This is a genomic window from Oceanobacillus sp. NCCP-135, assembly GCF_059698015.1.
In genome coordinates this window covers 72,441-97,019 of the sequence record NZ_BAAKSZ010000004.1, presented here as the reverse complement: position 1 = coordinate 97,019, position 24,579 = coordinate 72,441, and the positions used below count along the sequence as shown (strand labels likewise).

Below are 24,579 nucleotides of genomic sequence, written 5' to 3'. Positions count from 1 at the left end.
GAAAAAGTAATCTAGGTGCAACTATACAAATCTACTTTATTTTGATATGCTTGTAATGAATTGCATATATGAATAAAACTACTAGGGGTGCCCAATTGACGGGCTGAGAGGAAAGCACTACATGAGCTTTCCGACTCTTATGGACCTGATCTGGTTAATGCCAGCGGAGGGAAGTAGTCGGACAAAAACGTCTTTCCTATTTCAGCTTACTCGAGCCAAATCCTAGTTTTTCGGATCTGGCTTTTTTTGATATTCCCCAATATGAAGGGAGGTTACAAATGAATCGAACACGTTTACTAACTACCATGGCTGTTTTTGTAGCTATTGGAACACTAGGAGCACAAATTCTCTGGTTCCCTGCAGGAATCGCTAGAGCTTACCCTGTGCAACATGCCGTCAATGTAATGGCAGGAATTATGCTTGGTCCAGGTCCTGCCGTAGTGATCGCCTTTATGATCGGTTTACTCCGCAATTTACTAGGACTTGGTACATTATTAGCATTTCCTGGTGGCATGATCGGTGCATTTCTAGCTGGCTACCTTTACGTGAAATTTGGAAGAAAAGGATGGGCTGTAGTTGGTGAATCACTAGGCACTGGGATAGTTGGATCACTTTTCGCAGTTCCATTTGCTCAATTTCTTATGGGAAGTTCTGTTGGCGCATTTGCCTTTTTACCATCTTTTCTAGTAAGTAGCATCACTGGTGCTTTCATTGGCTGGTTTATTGTTTCAAGAGTTAAGCAGAAAAATTTAATACGAGTTTAACAGGAAACTACTAGGGGCGCTATCTAAGGCTGAGAAAAGGAATATTCCTTAGTCCCTTGGAACCTGATCTGGTTAATACCAGCGGAGGGAAGTAGTCGAGGGTAATTCTTAGATAATATTCTATTAACCTACTGATATCCCCTTAGTAGCTTCCAACACAAAAATTAGGAGGCTTTTAAATGACATTCACAGATGATTTACGAAAAGAAAATGAAGATATTTTTCAAATGATAGTTGACCATCCATTTGTTGTCGGGATTGGAAAAGGCGACGTTCCAAGAGAAGCAATTGCTCATTATATTAAGGCAGATTTTGAATATTTAAATGCATTTATGCAGATCTATGGAATTGCACTTTCAAAATCTTCGAAGCGGGATGATATTAGTTACTTTCATGAAAAGATTCAATTTATTCTACATGATGAGATACACCCACATCATAATTTTTGTGAATACATAGGATCCAGCTATGAAGAATTACAAGGGCATCCACTTCCGCCTACTGCTGATCATTATATAAAACATATGATGTATCATGCTCAAATGGGGACTTCAGGTGAAGTATTGGCTGCGTTATTGCCTTGTCCCTGGACCTATTATGAAATTGGTAGGGAATTAATGATACAGTATAAACCAACAGAAAATCATCCCTTTTATGATTGGATCAGTTTCTATGCAGGTGAGAGTTGCGAAAATACTACGAAGGATTTGCGGAAACGTTTGGATAACCTTGCAGCCAATGCTTCACTAAAAGAGCAAACCCGTATGAAAGATGCCTTTCGTAAAAGCTGTCAGCTTGAATTAAAATTCTGGGAAATGGCATTTACTTGTGAGGAATGGCCGTCTGAGGAGGTAATTATTCGATGAAACGAGTTCCATGTGCCCTTACGATTGCTGGCACCGACCCAAGTGGTGGTGCTGGTATTCAGGCAGATTTAAAGACTTTTCAGGAATTAAAAAGCTACGGAATGTCTGTTATTACATCCGTTGTTGCCCAAAATACAACAGGTGTACAGGAAGTTTATCATTTACCGGTTAATTTTATTAATCAGCAGCTGAAATCCGTTTTTTCTGATCTGCCAATTCATGCATTCAAAACAGGAATGATCGCTAATGAGGAAATGATGAAAGTCATCGCTGAACAAATATCAGGACTGGGTGTACCCTATGTTATGGATCCCGTAATGGTTGCTACCAGTGGGGACCCTCTTATCGCAAAAAATGCACGCTATTTTTTACGACAGAACCTTTTGCCGTTAACATCTCTAGTAACACCAAATATTCCTGAAGCAGAATTCCTTACCGGAAAAACGATTGATACAGTTGAAGCAATGAAAGATGCTGCTGTAATGATTGTAGAGGTTTTTGGCGCAGGTGCTGCACTTGTTAAAGGCGGACATATGAAGGGGAAAGCAGTTGATTACCTTTATGATGGTTCAAATCTGTACACTTTTTCTACAAAACGGATTAATACAAAAAACACACACGGCACTGGATGTACGTATTCTGCAGCTATTACTGCCTATTTAAGTCAGGGTGCATCTTTATATAATGCCATAAAGAGCGGGAAAGACTTTGTAACAGCAGCGATTCAGCATTCCTTCCCGCTCGGAGCTGGGAGTGGTCCAACGAATCATTGGGCAATACGAGAGGAAGGTGTAAAACGTTGAATTCCAACATTATTAATGACGTTCGGAATAACAGTCCATTAATTCACCATTTAACAAATCAGGTAGTTATGAATTTTACAGCTAACGGATTGCTATCTTTTGGGGGTACGCCAATTATGGCAAAAGCGGAAGAAGAGGCAAGTGAGGTAGCTTCCATTGCTGATGGTGTACTTATCAACATAGGTACGCTAACTTCCGATGAGCTTCCTGCAATGATCCTTGCAGGAAAAACAGCCAATCAAAAGGGAGTTCCGGTAGTACTTGATCCAGTCGGGGTTGCAGCTACTACATTTCGTTTTTCAGCTGTAAAGCAAATTTTAGCGGAAGTTAAAGTGACTGCCATTAAAGGGAATGCAGGAGAGCTTGCCCAGCTTGTACAAATCCCATGGGTGACTAAAGGAGTTGAATCAATTGATAATGGCAGCACTGAGGAAATTGCCAGAAAGGTTGCAAGAAACTATCAAACTACTGCTATAGTAACAGGAAGAAAAGATATAATTTGTACCGGAGACACTACTGTACATAATCAAACCGGACATCCCATTTTAGCGAAGGTTACTGGTGCTGGGTGTTTGCTTGGTTCTATTTTAACAGCGTGTTTAACAACAAATGAAACAGTGGAAGAACAAGCATTAACAGCGGTTGGATTTTATGGATTGGCAGCGGAATATGCAGCCTCTCAACGTGCGGTAAATGGCTCAGGAACCTTTATCCCCTCCTTCATTGATGCACTTTCACTTGATATCTCTGAATTAGGGAGGGTGCTAGAATGATCCTTTCATTATCAGAAAGTCTTCGCAAATATTTTATCATGGGAAGTCAAAATTGTGATCATGATCCTGTAGAAATTCTTAAAAAAGCTGCTAAGGCTGGAATTACAGCCTTTCAGTTTCGCGAAAAGGGCGTTGGATCACTAACTGGGAATGCTAAAATAGAATTAGGGAAAAAGTTACGTGCTGTTTGTCATCAATATGAGATACCATTCATCGTAAATGACGATATTTACTTAGTAGATCTTTTAGACGCTGATGGAATTCACGTTGGACAAGATGATCGATCCCCAGAAGAGTTGCGTAAGCATTTTCCTGATAAAACTATTGGACTTTCCGTTTCAAATGCCAGTGAAGTTGTGCATAGCCCCATATCCTCAGTTGATTATATCGGTGCAGGTCCTATTTTTGCCACAAGTACGAAGAATGATGCTAAAACGCCAGTTGGCTTGGCATGGATAACTTCATTGAGAAAACAGTTTCCCGATCTACCTATTATAGGAATAGGCGGAATCACGACAGACAACGCTGCCTCTGTAATTAAAGCTGGCGCAGATGGTGTTTCCGTTATATCGGCTATTGCCCATGCAGAAAATATTAAAAAAGTTGTAGGAAATCTGTAAACTGACGATTAACTTTACTGTACACTCAAAGAGAGGGGCAAAAATGTTTAGTGTTTTTGCCCCTAAATCTAAATTATTTTCAATTGTAGTAGTAAAAAAGACGTTCTACAACCATTACTTATTTCTATCTGCAAAAACAGCCATAGCATTACGCATGAATACGGCAAGGCCTTCACCAAACTGATCAATATTTTTAGTAAAACGGTCATCATCCACATACATTTGACCAAGCCCCATAAATGCATCGAGAGAATAGTTACCCATTCTGTTTAAGAAATCATACCATTCTTTAATGCCTTCCTGAGCAGCTGTCGAGTTCGGTGCTTCATGACGAATCTTAGCTAATTCCTTGTAGATCGAATGGAACTCATCACCCCATGCTTCTTTCTCACTTTCGGACATGCTGTTTATTTTGGCATTTGATTCATTAACGGCTTCATTTCCCCAACGGTCACGTGCTTCTTGTTCGTATGGGTTGCTGCTGAAATCAAAGCCTGCAAATTTTTCTTGATTACTCATTTCAATTTCTCCTTTCATGTGTTGAATGGTCTTATCAATCGTCCGGATCATCTTATTTAGCCTGCTTCTTTTTTCGAAGAGCAATTTTCGATGAAGTTCCAATGCTTCTGTTCGATCATAGGATGGACTACTGATAATTTCTTTTATTTTTTTCAAAGGGAAGCCAAGCTCTTTAAAAAATAAAATTTGCTGTAATGTCTCAAGATCGTTTTCCGAATAAATCCGATAACCAGATTCCGTTGTTTCTTCCGGGATTAATAACCCAATTCCATCATAATGATGCAGTGTGCGCACACTAACACCAACTAAATCAGCAACTTCTTTTACCTTCATAGTGTGAACCTCCCTTCACCGATTACTTTAAAGTATAACGTAACGTTAAAGTCAATAGGAAAATTATTTCTTTTACAAAAGATTGCTTTCGTATTATTTGTTACTGCAATGCGACCAAAAGCATATCCACATGGACATAATCACACGATTTCATGCTCAATTTGTCCATGAGAGCTCTTCTCTTGGACATAACTACACGATTTCATGCTCAATTTGTCCATGAGAGCTCTTCTCTTGGACATAATCACACGATTTCATGCTCAATTTGTCCATGAGAGCTCTTCTTTTGGACATAACTACACGATTTCATGCTCAATTTGTCCATGAGAGCTCTTCTCTTGGACATAATCACACGATTTCATGCTCAATTTGTCCATGAGAGCTCTTCTTTTGGACATAATCACACGATTTCATGCTCAATTTGTCCATGAGAGCTCTTCTCTTGGACATAGCGTTGGAAAAAGGCGTAGCTATTTCGAGAACTAAGTTATCCACAGCCCACAAATTTTATAATTTCCTAGACGACAAAAAAACCACTTTAAAGTATAAAACTTAAAGTGGGTTCTCCATTATTGCTCTTCAGAAAGAATAGTTTCTTTCTCTGGCACTGCACGATAAACAATAAAAGCCATGATAACAGCAACAACAGACATAGCAAAAGCAATGAAATAAACAAGTTCAACCCCTGCTACCATCGCATTATTAATCGTTGCCGGATCATCCGGGGTACCTGCATTTTGCAGAAAATGAAGCTGTCTTGCATTCATAATACTGATAAACACCGAAACACCAATTGCTCCTGCAACAGGCTGTAATGTGGTCATGACTGCCGTTCCATGCGGATACAATCGTTTAGGCAACTGATTTAATCCGTTCGTCTCTGCAGGCATCATGATTGCTGAGACAGTTAACATTAATAAGATATATCCAACGATTACAACCCACAGGGGAGTATCGACAGTTAATCTGCTCATCATAAACATGGTTCCGCTTAACACAATTGTTGCTGGAACCATCAATACACGAGGACCAAATTTATCAAAAAGATGTCCCATAAATGGTGACATGATACCATTTAAAATAGCTCCTGGCAGCAGAACCAATCCAGCTGTTGCTGCAGTTAATGCTAATGGTCCCTGCATATAGATTGGCAAAATAATCTCTGAAGCAAACATGGCCATGATAATAATTAAAAACATAATAACTGCATGTGTGTACATCGGATATTTAAAAACCCTTAAATCCATTACTGGGTCTTCAAGCTTTCGTTGTCTTAATGAAAATGAAAGTACTCCAAGAACACCTGCAATAATCGCTAGATAAACATTTGGACTGAAGAAGCCCGCTTCACTCTCCCCTACAGCACTAAATCCATATACAATTGAGCCAAAACCAATAGTTGAAAATAGAAGTGATATTATATCAATTTTTGGTTTTGTAACTTCTGAAACATTTATTAAGTACTTATAGGCAAATGCGATAGAGAATATAGCGAATGGAATAACGGTGATGAATAAATAACGCCACCCTAAATATTCCACAATTATTCCTGACAGAGTTGGTCCGATAGCAGGAGCAAACATAATAACCAGACCGATTAGTCCCATTACTTTCCCACGTCTGTGTGGTGGGAAAACTAATAGAAACACGTTAAAAATAATGGGCATTAACAAACCTGTTCCTACCGCCTGAATTAACCGTCCCATTAACAATACGGAAAAGGTTGGTGCCATTGCACTTATTGAAGTACCAATCGTAAATATAATCATAGTACTTAAAAATAACTGTCTTGTAGTAAACCATTGTAGCAATAAGGCTGATACTGGAATAACAATCCCCATGATCAGCATAAATCCAGTTGCCATCCATTGAACAGTTGGCAATGTAATTTCAAATTCATGCATCAGTGTCGTTAAAGCAATATTTAACAACGTTTCGTTCAATATTGCAAAAAATGCACCAATTATTAGTGACAGCATAATCGGCATAACTTTTACATTAGGGTTATCTGCCAAGTATTCATATTTCTTTGGTTGATTGCTTTTATCTGTCATATACAAATCTCCCTCTCTTCACGATCCATTTGCACTAAGACTCCATGGTGTAGCTTTAAAAAAATATTATACCTCTAGAAAAAAGAATGATAATGCTTTGTAATTTAGTGAAAACAAAAAGAGAGAGTTCCCCCTCTCCTCCTATCTTTTATAAGTTTTTCTTAAAAGGCAGACCAATTTCGAATACATTAAACAGGCAGAGTCCCGATGCTATTCAATTAGCCATGCAATGTTATTGGATTGCGAAATTTATAGAATGCCATTTTTATAAAACCCTCCAGAGTCAATTGTAGAGACTTATATTACCACTTCTTCAGCTGATTAGCAAGAGCTTTTTGGATCGTGAGTTTGTGCCCATTCTCGTTTAAATCATTCCCAAACTAGACTTGTTACCCATATAGTGAAAGGAGCAGGATTTTATACGAGGGAGGAAATAATAAGTGAATAATTATCATGATGAAAGGCAATTCAATTTACCTGGCTACTTATTAGACCAATTTTTTGGACCGGGAGGACAGCAATTCCCAGGAGGAGGATCCACTGGAGGGAACTTTCCGGAAGGCGGATTTCCTGGTGGAGGTTTTCCTGGTGGAGGTTTTCCTGGCGGGCCAGGTAGCCCAAGTGGCTCGTTTCCAAGTGGTCCAGGTGGTGGGCAAACAGATGGTCCACCAACTACGCCACCACCCGGTTTCACACCAGAACAACCGCAATTCCAAACCTTCGCAGTAGATCCCGGAGGAATACGTGGCTGCTTGTTCCTATTCACCTATATATGGCTGAGAAGGGATTCCTTTTGGTTTTTCCCAACTTTTGTAGGCAGAAATTCCATCGCCGGCTTCAGATGGACTGGGTTCAGATGGACATACTTTGGAATTGATTTGGATCGTATTGAAGCTTTCCAGTGTTATTAGATATCTACAATCCATTAATTGATAGACGTCAATACAAGCATAATTTTCACCTCCTTCATAAGGTATAGCGAAGGAGGGATTATGATGAATCAATTGGCCATACTTTTTCTCACAGCCATTCTTGCAGGCTTTGCGTTAATCATTATACCAGGACTTGCAGCGGGTTTCATCACTTCAACCGCCATAGCAAATTTATTAATAGCTGTGGGAGCAATTGCAGTAATTGTCTTTGCTGCAGCTCTTCTGTATCTGGCAGTCAGAGCACTTTTAAGAAAGGAATGGAGTTAACCAAAATGAAAGAGACCGTTACATTGAACGGTCTCTTTCTTTATAATACCGGTAACACACATAGGGAATATACGAAGACTCTACGTTGAACTAAGTGTCCGATATATTGGTAAAAACAATACAAATACAGTTTATTAAATAATTATTAAGTACTATATTTCCTTACCATAAACACTCTGATTGATCGTATTCGTGAAAAGAATGCCAATCTGAAAGTTTCATTAACATATACAAAAGGTAAAAATTAACAGGAAGGGAACTCACTTCAAGTGAAGGTTCCCCTCGTGATTACTTATTTACTTTTTTTCTCATTTCTCTTTCCCAAATAAGACCTTGTTCCAGCGCCATTTTCCTCGCTATTCTAGGCGCATTCCATAACGGAGGCAATAATAGCAGTGACACGGGAACTGCTGTGATTACGATTGAGTTCTGAATAGAAGCAATGCTGTCTTCACCAATCGAAAGTATCATGGCAGTTGTAAGTCCAAATATCATTGCCCAGAATACTCGCAGCCATCGTTTTGGATTATCGTTTCCGGTTAATGTTGCCGCAACTGTATAAGACATTGTGTCAACTGTTGTTGCAACAAATATGATGGAGACAAGCAAAAATCCTAATCCCACCCATAAGCCTAAAGGTAATTGATCTGTGATTGCCATAACTGCTGCGGGCATTCCACCTTCATTTAGAGCATTCGAGATCGATCCCGGATTTTCTCTTTCATAAAACACACCCGTTCCACCCACCACCGAAAACCAGAAGTTATTTACTAGTGGAGCAACAATTGATACGGCAACAACCAGCTCTCTGATGGTTCTGCCACGGGAAATCCGGCTAATAAATACAATCAGCATTGGAGCATAGCCGATGAACCAGCCCCAGAAGAAGATAGTCCATCCACCAAGCCATGCATTATCCCCGCGAAACAGACTCATCGTGAGAAAGTTTTGCAAGTGGAAGCCTGTACCCCCTACAAATGCATCGATTATAAACATCGTAGGACCGATAACTAGCGTCAAAACTGCTAAGAAGATGGTAAATCCTACATTATAACGACTCAGCGTGAGGATCCCCCGGTCTACTCCTGTTGCAGCTGAAATCGCAGCTACCCCTGCAAGCACCAGTACGACAATAATACTTACTGTTAATGTATTGGGAACATCAAATAAATGATGGAGCCCATATGAAATCTGTAATCCTAGGAACCCAAGCGGACCTAATGTTCCAGCAACAGTTGCTATAATTGAAACTATATCTGCTGATGAACCGAGTACACTTTTATGGTAAATTTTTTCACCAAAAATCGGATATAGCAAACCTCTCGGGCGTAAAGGCAAGCCCTTACTATAATGTACATACATCATAACAATTACAGCAAGTGTTCCTAGAATCGCCCATGCTGTGAAGCCCCAATGCAAGAAGCTCTGAGCAAATGCAGCATTTAGATTATTAAACTCACCACCACCAAAAAGTGGAGGTGTGCTCATGTAATGATACATCGGTTCAGATGCTGCCCAAAAAACCCCGCCACTCGCCAATAATGTAACCAAAATCATGGCGACCCAGCGGAAATAACTATATTTTGGTTTATCCTGTTTTCCTAAACGAACTTTTCCGTATTTTGAAAACGCCAAACCGAGCCCAACAAAAAAATTCCCCAGCAACAGTACTTGCCAGTAGGCACCAAATAAATTTGCAGCGTAATCAAATAATGTAGTAATTGTACTACCAACTACATCACTGTTAATGAATGATAATACAATAAATAAAATTAAAAAGCCACCACTTACGATAAATACCGGCCAATCTAACCTCTTGACTTTATTAAAACCCACGCTTTTCCTCCTAATTTTGTTAGGAACAAGTGTCTAAAATATTATCTATCACTTTGTCATTTTAAGACCGTTGGATGGAAGTTGATTATCACATTGTATTTCCTTCATAATAACCCTGACGAAAAACCATCAGCTTGCTCTGATTTTTAACACATTTATTTATTATAGGTGTAATTTAATTGATAGTCAAAAATTCGATTGTTTATAAAGACTGTACAGCTTTTATTTGTCGTTTGCTTGATTCTATATGTTCATTTGAATTTTATAGGTTCCTAAGCGAAAAAAAATACACGATTAGATCACTCAACCGTGTAATTCCTTATAAACAAGTCTATTCTTTTACTCATTTATAATCCCATCAACTGTTTCTTCCACTTCAGTTCGAGACATTTTTTCTTTGCCACTTCTCATTGCATTTAATGTACGTTTCGCCAATGCCAATGGAATCCTGCAAAATAAAAGGATGTTTCTGGTATGAATCGTTTCGATGTATTCATCTGCTTTTTTTAGGTTTTTTTCTGCATAGATAAATAAATCATTTCTATTCCAATCGTTAGGAATAAAATTGACCCCTCTGTCAGCATCCTCTTTCTGGTTTCTCAGCATGTTAACAGCTTGCAGACCTCTGCCATATCCAATCGCCAAATCCCGATCCGTTTTTGTACCATCATACCATTCCCATATATCCGAAAGCATAACGCCAACCAGTCCTGCAACATAATATGTATAATCATCCAATTCTTCTTCTGTTTTTACATCCCAGTCCTTTTCAATCCAATCAGCCATTCCATTTGCCATCACTGCTGTCGAATCCTTTACCTTTTTTACAATTTCCTTCGGGCATACGGAAATCCAATCACCCAGTCTGATCGTTACTTCCGGCAGGCAGGACACATATGGCTTTATCAGTTTTTGATAGGCAGTTTCATTAAATTGTGGTAGGATAAGCAACTCGCTCGTAGAACGAAGTAATTGCTGTTTTGATTCTGAGTCGAGTTCTTCATGATCTTCTATTTCGTCAATTGCTCGCATGCATAAATACGCTGACCCTACTGACAACCTTAATGTAGGATTTAATAACTTTATTGGAATATAAAATGTCCGGCTCGTCAATTTAAGTACATGCATTGCTTCTTTTTGTATTTTAGATTGATTGCTCAACGAATTTTCCTCCTTTAAAAACGTGAGGTACGTTAAGTATACCAAATACAGTAGAAAAATTCTTCTATAATCACGTGATGAAGTCTGTGGTTGTGTATGGAAATTTAATCTTTATGAGCTGTGAAGTCTTTATTGAAATATTTAATCGAAAACGTATATACAATGCTAATTTTCACAAGGAAAAATAGGACTGTCGTCAAATTGGCATAATAACCTCTTGAATTGGTCATGAAATGGGGGTACTATTATAAAGGTACTTTAAGTGTGCGTTCAAAATCCCCTAGTCTTCTCTGACATCGTCATCTATAAAAATAGGACTTTTTGAACAATTTCTTTAAGAAGAAAGGCGTTATGTAATGGATAAACGTGTTTATTTATTAACGATTATCGCGTTCGTTGTCGGGATGGTCGAATTAATTATAGGTGGGCTTCTCGATTTAATCGCAGCTGATCTAAATGTCAGCTTAGGGCAGGCTGGACTTTTGATTACTATTTTTTCCATTATATTCGCAATTGGTGCACCGATATTGCTCATTGCTACCGCAAAGATAGAACGAAAAGGATTAACATTAATTTCTTTATTTATATTTTTACTTGGAAATTTAGTCGCTGTTTTCAGCACTTCATATACAGTTCTATTTATCAGCCGGATTATTTCTGCAGCCAGTGCATCATTGTTGATCATACTATGTTTAACAATTGCTGCAAACATTGGTGATCCCAAATACCGTGGTCGCTCGATTGGATTAGTTTCTATGGGGGTAAGTGGCTCTCTTGTTCTGGGTATTCCATTTGGTTTAATACTTGGCAATATGTTTGGCTGGCGGGCACCTTTTGTATTAATTGCTATTTTGACGTTTTTTTCAATGGCAGGTGTATATTTCTTCATGGAAAAAGTTGCTCCAAAGCCACAACTATCGCTCAGAAGACAGCTTGCAACACTGAAGGATCGCAAAATCTTATTCGCTCATCTGACAACATTTTTATTTTTGGCAGGACATGCAATTCTCTATACCTATTTAACTCCTTTCGTTAAAACAACGATGGGACTTGATGGCACATGGATAAGTATAATTTACTTGGTTTTTGGAATTGCTGCAGTTAGTGGCGGAGGAATTGGTGGTACATTGGCTGATCGCTTTGGATCTAAAATGACAACATTAACCACGATAGTTATTTTTGGAATAGCATTATTTGCGCTTCCCTACACTACTTTCCTATTACCATTATTCCTGATCGTTATGATATTTTGGGGTATGATGAGCTGGGCAATAACACCAGCACTGCAGACTCATCTGATTGAAACTTCTCCGGAAACATCTGATATTCAACAAAGCTTGAATAACTCAGCACTTCATTTCGGAATTGCTTTTGGTTCATTAATAGGCGGAATTGTCATTGAACAGACATCAGTTATACAGAATGCAACCGTTGGCGGGGTTTTTGTTATTATCGCACTTGGTGCAGCATTGATTTCGCTGGCAAAAGAACATAAAAGAGCCTATATTTGATCCACCTTTCTTCCACTTTACTGATAAAGTGAAACTTCATTCAATGGGGATTTCCCTTCCTCCCCCACTGAATGTTAGTACCTCATGGTATGACCTAAAGGCCCTTGAACAGAATCAGGAAATTTACGGGCTGTTTATACCGCAAGGGTATGACACAAGGTCCTCCTCCACCTCTCGTTTGGAATTTCTCACGCTTGGAGGTGGGGGTATTACAGCCCATTAATGCGTGATAAAAAGAAGTAAAGTGGATATTTTTTCTACTATTACGGGGTAATTGCTGTATTTAATCAGCTCTTTTTAGTCATATTTCTTTAAATACCTTATCAACTCTGGAATTTTTAGTTTTATCACCTATTGCTTTTAGTTCTTACATAATGTGTGGAATATACTTCTTCCATATAAGGATTACCTGTTTTCGAAAACCGAAGAGGCTTTTTCAGCCCTTTCCCCCATGATTTATACACTGTAATGGATGGTTTTAAATTTTGTTCTTTCGCAAATTTTTTCAATGTTTTTAGTGTGTGATTCAGTTTTGCTAAATTCCCTACAGTGACACGTTCCAAATAAGATATCCGCTTGAAGCGCCAGTCTTCCACTTGTTTAGACGTTAGCCGCTCCATTTTAACCAGAAGATCAACTGGGCTGATGTACCCTTTTTCCTTCATTAACTCTGTTGCATGTCGATATACGCTTTGCTCAATTTTCTCCTTGCTCATAAAACATTCTTCTTTCTATTCGTATTTCAGGTTATGCTTTTTACAAAATTCAATCGCAATTTGCCTGTAGCGTTGATCTCGATAGGCAAACCAATCCTGCTCTAAATCTAAATCAAATATTTTGTCTTTAAATCTTCTAAAAGCACCTTTACCCCGGATTGCATGAAGCAGGGTATCTTGAACTATTCGATTTTCAACAGTAAAACAGAAATCTTCTATTATACTGTATTCATGTATATCAAATTCCGTTGGCAAACCTATGTAATTATCCTCATGCTCGATAATATCGTATGCAAGCTCTAATTGTTCTTGGTGCCAGTTGGGCAAGCCATCGATAGATTTACCATCTTCTGCATCCATCAAAAATTCCCTTAACAAATGAACGACTTCACCATTTTTAATATTGAGTAACCGAATATTGTCAAAGGACTGAAATTCCATTCCATCTATAATATCATCAAGTTTTACTTTTGTTCCCAAGCTTATCGGACCTCCTTGCCCTTTCAGAGAATTCTTTCACCCTACGAAAAACTAAAATATCACCTTTTTCAATTGCGCTTATACCCCTATTTTATCACTTTACGATAAAATGTGCAGCCAAACGGAAGCCAACTTCTCAAACTCTCCTTCCCAGCCATCAACTCTGCGTCTTTACAACCGTCTGAACAGCCATCTTCAACTGATTAGGATGATAACTGTATTTCTTAAGTAATATAGTACTCTTGTTCCCGATAAGACAGCAAGAGGGAAGTTACACGCTACAGAAATTGGAATTAGGATAGTAGTCATAAATCACAATTCAGAATGGCGCTTTAAATCGTTCATATCTGACGTCAGTCTTGAAATGAACCGCTCAAGTATAGCCATACGAGGGCTAGTCTTGGACCAAGCCAATGCCATACCTGGATAATCTTGTTCAAGGTTGGAAATTTCCACTGGAACTACTTGTCTGCTTATAACACAGGGATCATTTTTAATCGTGTAATCAGGTGCGATTGTAATTGCCAGATTTTCCATGACGGCGTTACGAATTGCATCCAGGTTATTGGTTGAAAACAAAATATCTACTCGACCAAATCGTGCCTGGAAATCATTTATAAATTCCCACATCCGGTCATCTTTATAAATTACCAGCATGTGCTTACGGATTTCCTTGGGGGTAACTGATTTCGCAAAAGCTAAGGGGGACTGCTTGCTAACAGCAACAATCATTTTGCCGCGGAGTATAATGTCACATTCGATACTTTCCTCACTCATTTCCTTTCCGTCCCTACTCAACCCAATAAGACCCATATCGAGATTCTCTTGTGTAATGTCATCTATAATTTCTTGTGAGCCCTTCTCTCTGATTTCAACTTGTATATTTGGATAATCATTTCTAAATGATGCGAGGGTTTTTGGTAAGTACATTAAAGGACTTGGAATTGTTCCTAATCTTAGTTTTCCACTCACCGAATTAAGATTCATATCGGTTTCCATTTTCAATTCTTCCAGTTTTCCTAATGTTTCCAATGCTCTCCTGATAATATTCTTTCCTATATCTGTAGGGACAGATCCTAGTCGCGAACGGGTAAATATTTTCACGCCTAATTCCGTTTCCAGATTTGTGATTGCTTGACTTATAGCTGACTGTGAAATATGCAATCTCTCCGACGCATGCGAGAGCGATCCCGATTTTTCTACTTCAACGATATAAGTCAATTGTTCAATGTTCATGTAGACACCTTCTTATCTATAAGTAATGCTTAACTATATATTATTATTATTAACTATACATTATATGAAAGCGTTTGTATAATAAGATTAGAAGTTTCAGAATAAATAAACTTATACAGAAGATAGATTTATAAACTGGAGGGTGCACTATATGAGGACGATAAAACCAAATCCATTTCAACAGATACCGCATTTTGAAGAAATCCATCAAGACCAAAATCCGGGCAGGCAGTTGCAAAGAATCAAAGAGACTGTTCCAGCATTTAAAGAATGGTTTAAAGCAACGGGAAAGGCTTCGGCGTTTTATTCGTTTGACTTAATTAAAATTCCATATCCTAAAAAATATGGGTTGTGGCGTGCTGGAAGAAGTCCGGTGCCGTATATATGGTTTACCAATCGTATGCTTATTGTCCAATGGAAGGCAAAAGGGCGGACCTGGACATTATTAAATGAGCCATCTGAAACGGAATTGGATGAAGGCACGCCATACTATTCCGCTTTAATTGAAAAATACGGCGATTTTCTAAGTAAAAGTGTTTTAACTAAACGATATGGAACAGTTGAGAGTTATTTGAATGAAGTTGGACTCAAGCCGGAAGATGTGGACTTCATCACATATGATCATCTGCACACCCAGGATGTCCGGCGGTGGTTGGGTACCACCAAACCACAAGCAGATTTAAGTCCTGATAAACCGCTTGAGGCTTATTTTCCGAATGCAAAACTAATTGTCCAGCAAAAGGAATGGGATATACTTCCATGTCTGCATCCGTTGCAAAAAATATGGTATCAGCCGGAAACCTATGAGGACATTCCGAAAGATCGTATATTATTTACCAACGACGATGTGCTCTTGGGACCCGGTGTGGCGCTCATGTATACGCCGGGGCATACACAAGGCAACCACTCCCTAGTTGTCAATACGGATACTGGAATATGGGTCAGTAGTGAAAATGCGATTGCGGCCGAATGTCTTGTGCCTGAAGAAAGCGGGATTTTCGGACTGAAGCAATACGCAAAACACACCGGATTTGATGTCGTTATTAATGGTAATACGCTTGAAAATACGTCACGACAATACAATTCACTGGTGCAGGAAAAGATGATGGCAGACCCAAGCAGGAAAAACCCTAAGATTCCACAATTTTTCCCGAGTTCTGAATTGACTCCCAGTCTTTATTCAATCGGAACCAGACCATCGTTTATGCATAAAAAAGTAGCATTCGGCTCGATTCAACGTCCCGAAAGCGAAGGAGATAAAGCATGAAAGCAGTTGTTTACGATTTTACCGTACCAAAATATTTGGCAGCAAAGGCGTTTGGCAAACATTTTCCCTCGCTCTATTATGGAAGACCGTCTGCATTGTCACTCAGCGACGTGGAAGAACCAAAGCTCATTAATGGAAACTGGCTGAAAGTAAAACCAGTCTATTCCGGCGTATGTGGATCAGATATGGGAGCGATTTTTTATAAAACTTCTCCATCACTTACCCCATTTAACTCATTTCCATCTGTCTTAGGGCATGAAGTGGTTGGTATTGTGACAGAGGTTGGCGATAATGTAAGCAAGGTCGAGGTGGGACAGCGAATCACACTCGACCCGTATATCACCTGTGAAGTCCGCGGACGAAAAGGCCTTTGTCCTGCATGTGAAAAAGGGCTGCACAGCTTATGCCGATATAAAGGCGGAATCGATACATTCGGCCCAGGGATGATTCTTGGATTCTGCAAAGATTTACCTGGCGGATGGAGCGAATCACTGGTTATTCATGAATCCATGGCCATCCCACTTTCGGATAAGATATCAGATAAGGTTGCAGCCATGACTGAACCGTTAAGTGTTGGATTGCACGCAATCCTCCGCCAGCCCCCCAAAAAGAGGGATCAAGTTCTTGTGATCGGCGGCGGGATGATTGCTTATGCAGTCATTGCAGCAATCCGCCTACTTGAAATTGATTGTCACATTACACAACTAAGTCTTATGGAATACCAAAAGGCGATGGGGCTGAAACTAGGGGCTGATAAAGGATTAACAAATCATAAGCAACTGGAAGATGCCGTCCTAAACATACCTGAAACATCAAGGCATAAACCTGCTATTGGCACAGATATTTTCGTTGGTGGATTTGATAGTGTTTATGATTGCATTGGCAGTAAAACGAGTCTTGATGATGCACTAAATATGGCTCGAGAACGCGGAAGGGTGACGCTGGCAGGTTGTGCAGGAGAAATAAAAAAGCTGGATTGGACTGCTGTTTGGGCAAACGAATTATCCGTATTAGGAACTCATGCTTATTCGAAAAAGGAATTTTGGCAGGGAAAAGAAAGAACTACACAAGAATTACTATTGGAACTAATCGAACAACATCGGAATTATTTACTCGAACAGTTAGTTACACATGAATTTACACTCGATCAGTATCAATCGGCAATTACGGCTAATTTGGATCGTGAGACATATCAATCCATTAAAACGCTATTTCATATTTAGACCGATAATAATCATATGATCTGCTTTTATATGGTTCAAGCATTTTAACCAATAATTTAACGACTGAATTTGGCGAATGGAATTATCCCCCATTATTGCCTCCTGCAATGGCAAATGTACTACACCCGCACCAGCACTTCCTGTGAGCGGGTTTCTGCAGTTTATTCAGCATAAAAATCGCTTTTGTTCAGCACGACTCTCGGTTCATTCAGCATAAAGCCTCTGTCCAGCATGATCACCGCATTAACTAGCACTATTATACATGGACACAGAGTTTCATCTTTTTTTTCGAAACAGAGCAATGGCTACCATTCCAGCACCGAAGCCAATCGCACCGCCCATTTCTAAACGATCTAATAATAATCCAACTCCTGCTCCAAGAAACAAACATACAACAAATGTAAGACCTGCACCTGCATACTCCATTCCGAACACCCCATTGTTTTGTATACTAACTAGTTTATTAGATAAAACGATTTTTGGTTAATCGTCTGCAGCAATTATTTTCCGAAACAATTAGATGATTGAAAGCGCTTTTATCAAAGAATCTAAAAATTCGCTATTGCTATACTTTGTTATTCATGTTTAAATGACTATTAAACAAAAATAATTTTTTATCAAAAACATTATGAGGTGATATTGTGGGAAACAATGTATCAATCGGTCTATTAGGTTTAGGAGTAGTTGGTTCTGGGGTAATTAAACTCATTGAAAATCATCAACAAAAGCTTGTCCATCAACTTGGTTGCAATGTAACAGTAAAAAGTGTACTAGTACGTGATTTGGAAAAAACACGTGACGTTAACATAGATCGAACGTTTCTTACAACGAATCCTGATGATGTTTTAAATGATCCGGAAATTGATGTCATTGTAGAGGTAATGGGAGGTATTGATGACGCGAAGCAATATATTTTACAAGCATTTACAGCAAAAAAACATGTTGTAACTGCAAATAAAGATTTGGTCGCCTTATATGGACCTGAGCTGCAAAAAGCCGCCAGTCGTAATAAGTGTGATTTTTATTATGAAGCAAGTGTTGCTGGTGGAATCCCTATTTTAAGAGGAATTACGGAGGGGCTTTCATCTGATCATATTCAACAAGTAATGGGAATTATCAATGGTACAACCAATTATATTTTAACGAAGATGAATAATGAAGGAATGAGCTATGAAGATGCGCTGAAAGAAGCACAGGAGCTTGGTTTTGCAGAAGCTGATCCAACTGCAGATGTGGAAGGCTTGGATGCTGCCAGAAAGATGGCTATCTTAGGACGACTTGCCTTCTCAACAGATATTAATCTGGAGGACGTGGAAGTATCAGGAATTAAAGATATCCCATTAGAAGACTTGGAATATGGTAATAAGCTTGGCTACACCATGAAATTGATCGGTTATGCAAATTTTGATAATCAGCAATTAGAGGTAAATGTGCAACCAACTCTTCTTTCCAAGGAACATCCTTTATCTGATGTAAAAAATGAGTTTAATGCTGTTTATGTATATGGAGCTGCAGTTGGAGAAACAATGTTCTATGGTCCTGGCGCCGGAAGTCTGCCAACCGCTACAGCTATTGTTTCAGATGTTGTATCTTTAATAAAGAATCTCCTGCTCGGTGTAACTGGGAACCAATTTGTGGAGCCACATTTTAAAAAAGAATTAAAAACACCTGCCCAGCGGTTTGGACAATATTATTTACGTTTACATGTAAAGGATGAAGTTGGTGTCTTTTCAACGATATCATCGATTTTCAATAAATTTGATATAAGCTTTAAAAATATATTACAAACACCATTAAAAAAGAATGAATTAGCAGAAATAATTTTAATAACACATCAAATATCATTGGAGAACCTTCGCAGAACATTGGAGGAACTTCGTAATCTAAATGTAGTGCTGGATATAAAACGCTATTATAAAGTCGAAGGAGATGCTGAAAATGAATTGGCCAGGACTGCTGAAACACTATAAATCTTATTTACCCATAACAGACAAAACACCTGAACTCACACTTCAGGAAGGAAATACACCACTTATCTATTTTCCAACTCTCTCTAAGGAATTGGGCATAGAGTTGTACGGTAAAGTGGAAGGAGCGAATCCGACCGGTTCATTTAAGGACCGGGGAATGGTATTTGCGGTTGCAAAGGCAATTGAAGATGGAAGTAATTCTGTAATATGTGCCTCAACTGGCAATACATCCGCTTCAGCAGCAGCCTATGCAGCCAAAGCTGGTATAAGGGCAATCATTGTAATTCCAAAAGGCAAGGTTGCAATGGGCAAGCTTGCACAGGCGATTATGTATGGTGCTGAAATTGTGGAGATTGATGGAAACTTTGATGAAGCTTTAACAATGGTAAGAAAGCTGAGTGAAAAAACACCAGTAACTTTGGTAAATTCAGTGAATCCATATCGTTTAGAAGGACAAAAAACAGCCGCATTTGAGGTCTGTGATCAGCTCGGAGCCGCACCTGATATCCTTGCAATCCCTGTTGGCAATGCCGGTAATATTAGTGCCTACTGGAAAGGGTTTAAAGAATATCATGAATTAAAGCAAACTGGTCTGCCAAAATTGTTTGGTTTTGAAGCAGAAGGTGCTGCTGCAATTGTTCAAAATAAGGTAATTGAACAGCCAGAAACAATTGCTACTGCCATCCGTATTGGAAATCCTGCAAGTTGGAATCTCGCAACAACTGCTAGAGACGAATCCAATGGAGCGATTAATGCTGTTACCGATGACGAAATAGCAAATGCCTTTAAACTGTTGGCAAGCAAGGAAGGTATTTTCGCTGAGCCTGGTTCCTGTGCTTCGATTGCAGGTCTTATTCAGCAGTGTGAAAAAGGGACGATCGAAAAAGGCAGTAAAGTAGTAGCTGTTCTTACTGGTAATGGATTAAAGGATCCACAAACTGCCATCGATCAGCTGAATGTCAGTCCTGTATCATTACCAAATGATGAAAAAGCAGTTATGGATTATATCGAATCCATGGTCAGGATATGAGTAGCTTTACGATTAAGGTTCCAGCAAGCACTGCAAACATAGGTCCCTGCTTTGATTCAGCAGGTGCTGCTTTAAATCTTTATTTAACATTAGATATTTCAGAATCAGTTCATTGGGAGTTTGAACAGCGCTCCCCTTTACTACCTGCTAATACACATTACGAGGAAAATTTTATTTATCAAATTGCTAAACAAACAGCAGAACGCCACGATAAACAGCTTCCAGCATGTAACGTAATTGTAACTAGTGACATTCCACTAGCACGCGGTCTTGGCAGCAGCGCTTCTGCAGTCATTGCTGGCATCGAATTAGCAAATCAGTTATGTAAGTTATCCCTAACTCCCGAGGAAAAATTAAACGTTGGCACCGAAATCGAAGGACATCCTGACAATATAGCCCCCGCATTGTTGGGCGGAATGGTCATTTCAGTGAAGACACCTGATAATGATATTGATTGGATTCAATTAGCTGAGTTACATCTGGATGTTGTTGCATACATTCCTAATATGGAACTTAAAACCGAAGAAGCAAGAAATGCACTTCCAGCCTATTACTCTAGGGAACAAGCTACAGCCGCTAGCAGTATCAGTAATGTTCTAATTGCTTCTCTCTTAAGCGGTGATTATGATTTGGCCGGAAAAATGATGGAGAAGGATGTATTTCACGAACCATACAGGGCAAATCTTATTCCAAATTACCAGGTCATTAAAAAAGAAGCGAAACTAGCTGGTGCATATGGAACAGTTATTAGCGGAGCAGGGCCGACAATGATTTCCTTCTTCCCTAAAGGAGAGGGACAAGCTACTGCGGAACATATGGAAACATTGTTTACGGATTATCAGGTTAAGCTATTAGAAATTGATCATGACGGTGTTCAAGTTATAAAAACAGTTAAGAGAGCTGCAGAATAGTCTGCAGTTCTCTTATATTGCGACGGAACTGAGAAAATCTTTTCCCTATGACAAAGTAAATGAAAAGTAAAGAGGTTTTTATAAATAGCTGAAACAGTTGAGAGAAACAAGCAGTCTGAAAGAAATACATATACTGCTTCCGGAAAGTGAAACTTCATTCAGTGAGGGGTTCCCTTCCTCCCCACTGAATGTTAGTACCTCATGGTATGACCTAAAGGCCCTTGAACAGAATCAGGAAATTTACGGGCTGTTTATACCACAAGGGTATGACACAAGGCCCTCCCCCACCTTCAAGTTTGGGATTTCTCACGCTTGGAGGCGGGGGTATTACAGCCCGTTAATGCGTGATAAATATACTCTCGTTAGATGGAAATATGCCCCTAAGAGTAGTATATCTCAAAAAGAATGGGCAGATATTCAGGAAGAAGCAAAATATTTAATCACAGGAAAACACTTAGGGCTAATATGAATTATATGCTTCTAGTTTATAAAAAAATCTGCTTTAAAGGATCAAAACAGACTCGAATTTTTCACCCTAGTTTCTTCACAACCAGTACTTTCAAGTAATTACCCTTGGGAAAATTACGATTCACCTGAAAGTCCGCTGGCAGAAAGAATTCCTCTAGAATTTTATATTTTACATTCATTTCAGTAAATGCCTTATCAACAAATGCTTTAAACTTCTTCATTCCAAATGTTGCATTGTTCGTGGAAGCTACAATAACACCATTTCTCTCCGTAATTTCGATTGTATCCATGATAAGTGATGGATAATCCTTTGCTGTACTGAATGTGCGTTTTTTTGACCGAGCAAAACTTGGTGGATCTAGGATAACCAGATCAAACTTCAAGTTCTTTCGTTTCGCATATTTGAAATAATCAAAGACATCCATAACGATAATATCCTGCTTATCAAAATCAATTCCATTTACACTGAACTGCTCAATTGACTTACTTTTACTACGTTTTGCCAAATCTACACTTGTTGTTTTCAGAGCTCCTCCTAGAGCGGCTGCTACGGAGAAAGCACCCGTATAAGAAAATGTATTTAGCACATTTTTATCCTTTGCATACCGATCACGAATTGCTTTTCGAACATCACGCTGATCGAGAAAAACACCAACCATTGCTCCATCATTTAAATAGACAGCAAAGTTCATTCCACTTTCCTTCACGATAATCGGAAATTCTCCGCGCACACCTTTTACAAAATCGTCATCAGCAATATATTTACCCTTTGTATCAAAACGCTTCTTCTCATAAATTGCCTGATAATCCCCAAGCTCATCCAGTACACGAATAACCTTTTCCTTAAAGGTATAAATTCCTTCACTGTACCAATTAATTAAATAAAATCCATCAAAATAATCAATAGTAAAGCCACCAATTCCGTCACCTTCCCCATTAAAGATACGAAATGCATTTGTATTTTCATCAGCATAATAAGCTTGCCTTTTATTCATAGCTTTTAAGATCATGTTTTTAAAAAAAGTATAATCAACCTTTTCTCCTTTGTTTTGCGCTATTACCCAGCCTAATCCTTTATTCTGTTTACCATAGTAACCTTTTGCAAGAAATTGATCGTTATTATCGAGCAAGTGGATAATACTCCCCTCCTTGGTAAGTGCATCAGGGTTCAATAGGGCATCTTTGCTGATCAGAGGGTATCCATTTTTATATTGCTTTATATAATTTGGTTTCACTTTTAATTCAATTACTGTATTCATGATTTCATCCTAACTCAATTTTCCCTCATTATCGCATGCTTATGGAAAAAGTAAAAGCAAAGACTGAATGAAGTACGTGGTGTTTGTTATCTTAGGTGATATTTTTGATCTCCGGGCGATATATTCTTTCTCCGGGTGATATTTTTGATCTCCGGGCGATATATTCTTTCTCCGGGTGATATTCACGTTCTCCGGGCGATATTCTCGCTCTCCGGGCGATATTTCCGCTTCTCCGGGCGATATTTTCATTCTCCGGGCGATATTTCCATTCTCCGGGCGATATTCTCGCTCTCCTGGCGATATATTCATTCTCCGGGCGATATTCCCGTTCTCCGGGTGATATATTCATTCTCCGGGCGATATTCCCGTTCTCCGGGCGATATTCTCGCTCTCCGGGCGATATTTCCGCTTCTCCGGGCGATATTCTCGTTCTCCGGGTGATATTCCCGTTCTCCCGGCGATATTTTCATTCTCCGGGCGATATTCTCGCTCTCCTGGCGATATTCTCGCTCTCCGGGCGATATTTTCATTCTCCGGGCGATATTCCCGTTCTCCGGGTGATATTCCCGTTCTCCCGGCGATATTTTCGCTCTCCGGGCGATATTTCCGCTTCTCCGGGCGATATTCTCGCTCTCCGGGCGATATTTTCATTCTCCGGGCGATATTCCTGTTCTCCGGGCGATATTCTCGCTCTCCTGGCGATTTATTCATTCTCCGGGCGATATTTCCGCTTCTCCGGGCGATATATTCATTCTCCGGGCGATATTCTCGCTCTCCAGGCGATTTATTCATTCTCCGGGCGATATTCTCGCTTTCCGGGCGATAATCTCGCTCGCTTCGGCTAATTTATTAACAATACAACAACTTCCATAAAAATACCATATATCCAGATCACCCGGGTATTTTTGCGCTGTTATTCTGGCCAATTTTCTATTATCTGATCCACAAAACCCAAAAACTCATTATTCATTAATATAACCTTCCACCAGCAGTAAATGTTGGCACTCTACAGGCTGTTCATAGGAATCATAGAATACCTATACGTTGGGGAGACATTCATCATATTAAAACAAGCTATATTTCGGATACTTGCGCTAACCCTCATATAAAATTAATCAAACGTGTGATTAAATATTTCGCAAAGCAAAGAAAAACGCTAAAGCGTCTTTCTAGAAGTCAGATTGGAAGAAACCAGCGAAAAAAACAATTTCTTCCAATCTGACTTCTTAAGAAAACCTATGATACCAAAAGTACTAGCCACAGGTTAAATCAAAAGTAAAAGTAAACTACAACTTTTCGATCAGCTCCAGCCTAAAATCCCCTACCTCATTCTCCTTATATAAATTCGTAACCGATGTTGAATAATTATAAATTATTGCTGGAAATTCGAGTTCCGTCTCAGGAATCTTAATCATAAAATCATTCAAGTAGAGTAAGGTGGTAACTTCATGATAATCTTCACTTTTTACCTTAAAATCAAAGCTTATTTTAATTAGTTCTTTTCCATCTACAACAACTATTTCTTCATCATAATTTATCACATTGAAAACCTTGTCATTTATAAAAATTTTCTGATCCAT

27 protein-coding genes and 2 riboswitches are annotated in these 24,579 nt (G+C 39.0%); of the genes, 14 read left to right on the top strand and 13 right to left on the bottom strand.

The window, feature by feature from the left end; all coding sequences use genetic code 11:
• Positions 1-73 precede the first annotated feature (73 nt).
• Positions 74-189, top strand: a riboswitch (TPP riboswitch).
• A gap of 89 nt (positions 190-278) precedes the next feature.
• The 5 genes from thiW to thiE all read left to right on the top strand — a co-directional run bounded on the left by thiW (position 279) and on the right by thiE (position 3,826).
• Entirely contained in the window at positions 279-764 is a 486-nt protein-coding gene (gene thiW, locus AC6HVZ_RS04345) for an energy coupling factor transporter S component ThiW (RefSeq protein WP_497556916.1), read from the top strand.
• Between the two features lie 2 nt (positions 765-766).
• Positions 767-871, top strand: a riboswitch (TPP riboswitch).
• A 72-nt stretch (positions 872-943) separates the two neighbouring features.
• A complete protein-coding gene (gene tenA / locus AC6HVZ_RS04340) occupies positions 944-1,630 on the top strand; it encodes a thiaminase II (RefSeq protein ID WP_497556915.1) in 687 nt (228 codons plus the stop codon).
• Positions 1,627-2,433 (top strand): bifunctional hydroxymethylpyrimidine kinase/phosphomethylpyrimidine kinase, encoded by an 807-nt coding sequence (gene thiD, locus AC6HVZ_RS04335; protein ID WP_497556914.1) that lies wholly within the window; start codon positions 1,627-1,629, stop codon positions 2,431-2,433. The genes tenA and thiD overlap by 4 nt, the downstream gene beginning before the upstream one ends.
• Entirely contained in the window at positions 2,430-3,206 is a 777-nt protein-coding gene (gene thiM, locus AC6HVZ_RS04330; RefSeq protein ID WP_497556913.1) for a hydroxyethylthiazole kinase, read from the top strand. The genes thiD and thiM overlap by 4 nt, the downstream gene beginning before the upstream one ends.
• Positions 3,203-3,826 (top strand): thiamine phosphate synthase, encoded by a 624-nt coding sequence (gene thiE / locus AC6HVZ_RS04325; RefSeq protein WP_497556912.1) that lies wholly within the window; start codon positions 3,203-3,205, stop codon positions 3,824-3,826. Before thiM ends, thiE begins: the two co-directional genes overlap by 4 nt.
• A 114-nt stretch (positions 3,827-3,940) precedes the next feature.
• Here the strand turns inward: thiE and AC6HVZ_RS04320 are convergent, their stop codons facing one another.
• Both AC6HVZ_RS04320 and AC6HVZ_RS04315 read right to left on the bottom strand, forming a co-directional pair.
• On the bottom strand, positions 3,941-4,678 hold the full coding sequence (locus AC6HVZ_RS04320) for a MerR family transcriptional regulator (protein ID WP_497556911.1): 738 nt from the start codon (positions 4,676-4,678) through the stop codon (positions 3,941-3,943).
• Between the two features lie 569 nt (positions 4,679-5,247).
• Positions 5,248-6,732 carry an MDR family MFS transporter gene (locus AC6HVZ_RS04315; RefSeq protein WP_497556910.1) on the bottom strand — a complete coding sequence of 495 codons (1,485 nt, stop codon included), beginning with the start codon at positions 6,730-6,732 and terminating at the stop codon, positions 5,248-5,250.
• Positions 6,733-7,172: 440 nt separating this feature from the next.
• Between AC6HVZ_RS04315 and AC6HVZ_RS04310 the strand changes: the two genes are divergently transcribed.
• A complete protein-coding gene (locus AC6HVZ_RS04310; RefSeq protein ID WP_497556909.1) occupies positions 7,173-7,643 on the top strand; it encodes a hypothetical protein in 471 nt (156 codons plus the stop codon).
• Positions 7,644-7,727: 84 nt separating this feature from the next.
• Entirely contained in the window at positions 7,728-7,931 is a 204-nt protein-coding gene (locus AC6HVZ_RS04305) for a hypothetical protein (RefSeq protein WP_497556908.1), read from the top strand.
• Between the two features lie 288 nt (positions 7,932-8,219).
• Here the strand turns inward: AC6HVZ_RS04305 and AC6HVZ_RS04300 are convergent, their stop codons facing one another.
• The gene (locus AC6HVZ_RS04300; protein WP_497556907.1) at positions 8,220-9,767 is read right to left on the bottom strand and encodes a BCCT family transporter; all 1,548 of its coding nucleotides are present in this window, start codon (positions 9,765-9,767) and stop codon (positions 8,220-8,222) included.
• A gap of 339 nt (positions 9,768-10,106) precedes the next feature.
• Positions 10,107-10,928: a squalene/phytoene synthase family protein gene (locus AC6HVZ_RS04295; protein ID WP_497556906.1), complete on the bottom strand. Its 822-nt coding sequence runs from the start codon at positions 10,926-10,928 to the stop codon at positions 10,107-10,109.
• 356 nt (positions 10,929-11,284) lie between these two features.
• Between AC6HVZ_RS04295 and AC6HVZ_RS04290 the strand changes: the two genes are divergently transcribed.
• Entirely contained in the window at positions 11,285-12,439 is a 1,155-nt protein-coding gene (locus tag AC6HVZ_RS04290) for an MFS transporter (protein WP_497556905.1), read from the top strand.
• A gap of 347 nt (positions 12,440-12,786) precedes the next feature.
• On the opposite strand, the gene AC6HVZ_RS04285 is transcribed toward AC6HVZ_RS04290, so the two are convergent.
• The 3 genes from AC6HVZ_RS04285 to AC6HVZ_RS04275 all read right to left on the bottom strand — a co-directional run bounded on the left by AC6HVZ_RS04285 (position 12,787) and on the right by AC6HVZ_RS04275 (position 14,871).
• Positions 12,787-13,155 (bottom strand): hypothetical protein, encoded by a 369-nt coding sequence (locus AC6HVZ_RS04285; protein ID WP_497556904.1) that lies wholly within the window; start codon positions 13,153-13,155, stop codon positions 12,787-12,789.
• Positions 13,156-13,170: 15 nt separating this feature from the next.
• Positions 13,171-13,635: a UPF0158 family protein gene (locus AC6HVZ_RS04280; protein WP_497556903.1), complete on the bottom strand. Its 465-nt coding sequence runs from the start codon at positions 13,633-13,635 to the stop codon at positions 13,171-13,173.
• A gap of 312 nt (positions 13,636-13,947) precedes the next feature.
• A complete protein-coding gene (locus AC6HVZ_RS04275) occupies positions 13,948-14,871 on the bottom strand; it encodes a LysR family transcriptional regulator (protein WP_497556902.1) in 924 nt (307 codons plus the stop codon).
• Between the two features lie 151 nt (positions 14,872-15,022).
• Here AC6HVZ_RS04275 and AC6HVZ_RS04270 point away from each other — a divergent pair, with 151 nt between their 5' ends.
• Both AC6HVZ_RS04270 and AC6HVZ_RS04265 read left to right on the top strand, forming a co-directional pair.
• On the top strand, positions 15,023-16,138 hold the full coding sequence (locus tag AC6HVZ_RS04270; protein ID WP_497556901.1) for an MBL fold metallo-hydrolase: 1,116 nt from the start codon (positions 15,023-15,025) through the stop codon (positions 16,136-16,138).
• Positions 16,135-17,361 carry a zinc-dependent alcohol dehydrogenase gene (locus AC6HVZ_RS04265; RefSeq protein ID WP_497556900.1) on the top strand — a complete coding sequence of 409 codons (1,227 nt, stop codon included), beginning with the start codon at positions 16,135-16,137 and terminating at the stop codon, positions 17,359-17,361. Before AC6HVZ_RS04270 ends, AC6HVZ_RS04265 begins: the two co-directional genes overlap by 4 nt.
• Before the next feature lie 276 nt (positions 17,362-17,637).
• Here the strand turns inward: AC6HVZ_RS04265 and AC6HVZ_RS04260 are convergent, their stop codons facing one another.
• Positions 17,638-17,787, bottom strand: coding sequence for a hypothetical protein (locus AC6HVZ_RS04260; RefSeq protein ID WP_497556899.1), 150 nt, complete (start codon positions 17,785-17,787; stop codon positions 17,638-17,640).
• Positions 17,788-18,002: 215 nt separating this feature from the next.
• On the opposite strand from AC6HVZ_RS04260, the gene AC6HVZ_RS04255 reads away from it, so the two are divergent.
• The 4 genes from AC6HVZ_RS04255 (at position 18,003) to AC6HVZ_RS04240 (ending at position 21,741) form a co-directional block, all read left to right on the top strand.
• Complete coding sequence (locus tag AC6HVZ_RS04255) at positions 18,003-19,331, top strand: homoserine dehydrogenase (RefSeq protein WP_497556898.1); 1,329 nt, start codon at positions 18,003-18,005, stop codon at positions 19,329-19,331.
• Positions 19,300-20,361 (top strand): threonine synthase, encoded by a 1,062-nt coding sequence (thrC, locus tag AC6HVZ_RS04250; RefSeq protein WP_497556897.1) that lies wholly within the window; start codon positions 19,300-19,302, stop codon positions 20,359-20,361. Before AC6HVZ_RS04255 ends, thrC begins: the two co-directional genes overlap by 32 nt.
• Positions 20,358-21,272, top strand: a complete 915-nt coding sequence (thrB, locus tag AC6HVZ_RS04245; RefSeq protein ID WP_497556896.1) for a homoserine kinase — start codon at positions 20,358-20,360, stop codon at positions 21,270-21,272. Before thrC ends, thrB begins: the two co-directional genes overlap by 4 nt.
• Before the next feature lie 97 nt (positions 21,273-21,369).
• Complete coding sequence (locus AC6HVZ_RS04240; RefSeq protein WP_497556895.1) at positions 21,370-21,741, top strand: hypothetical protein; 372 nt, start codon at positions 21,370-21,372, stop codon at positions 21,739-21,741.
• Between the two features lie 61 nt (positions 21,742-21,802).
• Here the strand turns inward: AC6HVZ_RS04240 and AC6HVZ_RS04235 are convergent, their stop codons facing one another.
• From AC6HVZ_RS04235 to AC6HVZ_RS04215, 5 genes are all read right to left on the bottom strand, one after another.
• Positions 21,803-22,999: a class I SAM-dependent rRNA methyltransferase gene (locus AC6HVZ_RS04235; protein ID WP_497556894.1), complete on the bottom strand. Its 1,197-nt coding sequence runs from the start codon at positions 22,997-22,999 to the stop codon at positions 21,803-21,805.
• Between the two features lie 91 nt (positions 23,000-23,090).
• Positions 23,091-23,348 (bottom strand): hypothetical protein, encoded by a 258-nt coding sequence (locus tag AC6HVZ_RS04230; protein WP_497556893.1) that lies wholly within the window; start codon positions 23,346-23,348, stop codon positions 23,091-23,093.
• On the bottom strand, positions 23,345-23,791 hold the full coding sequence (locus tag AC6HVZ_RS04225; RefSeq protein ID WP_497556892.1) for a hypothetical protein: 447 nt from the start codon (positions 23,789-23,791) through the stop codon (positions 23,345-23,347). Before AC6HVZ_RS04225 ends, AC6HVZ_RS04230 begins: the two co-directional genes overlap by 4 nt.
• On the bottom strand, positions 23,788-23,925 hold the full coding sequence (locus tag AC6HVZ_RS04220; protein ID WP_497556891.1) for a hypothetical protein: 138 nt from the start codon (positions 23,923-23,925) through the stop codon (positions 23,788-23,790). Before AC6HVZ_RS04220 ends, AC6HVZ_RS04225 begins: the two co-directional genes overlap by 4 nt.
• Before the next feature lie 360 nt (positions 23,926-24,285).
• The gene (locus AC6HVZ_RS04215) at positions 24,286-24,579 is read right to left on the bottom strand and encodes a DUF3219 family protein (RefSeq protein ID WP_497556890.1); all 294 of its coding nucleotides are present in this window, start codon (positions 24,577-24,579) and stop codon (positions 24,286-24,288) included.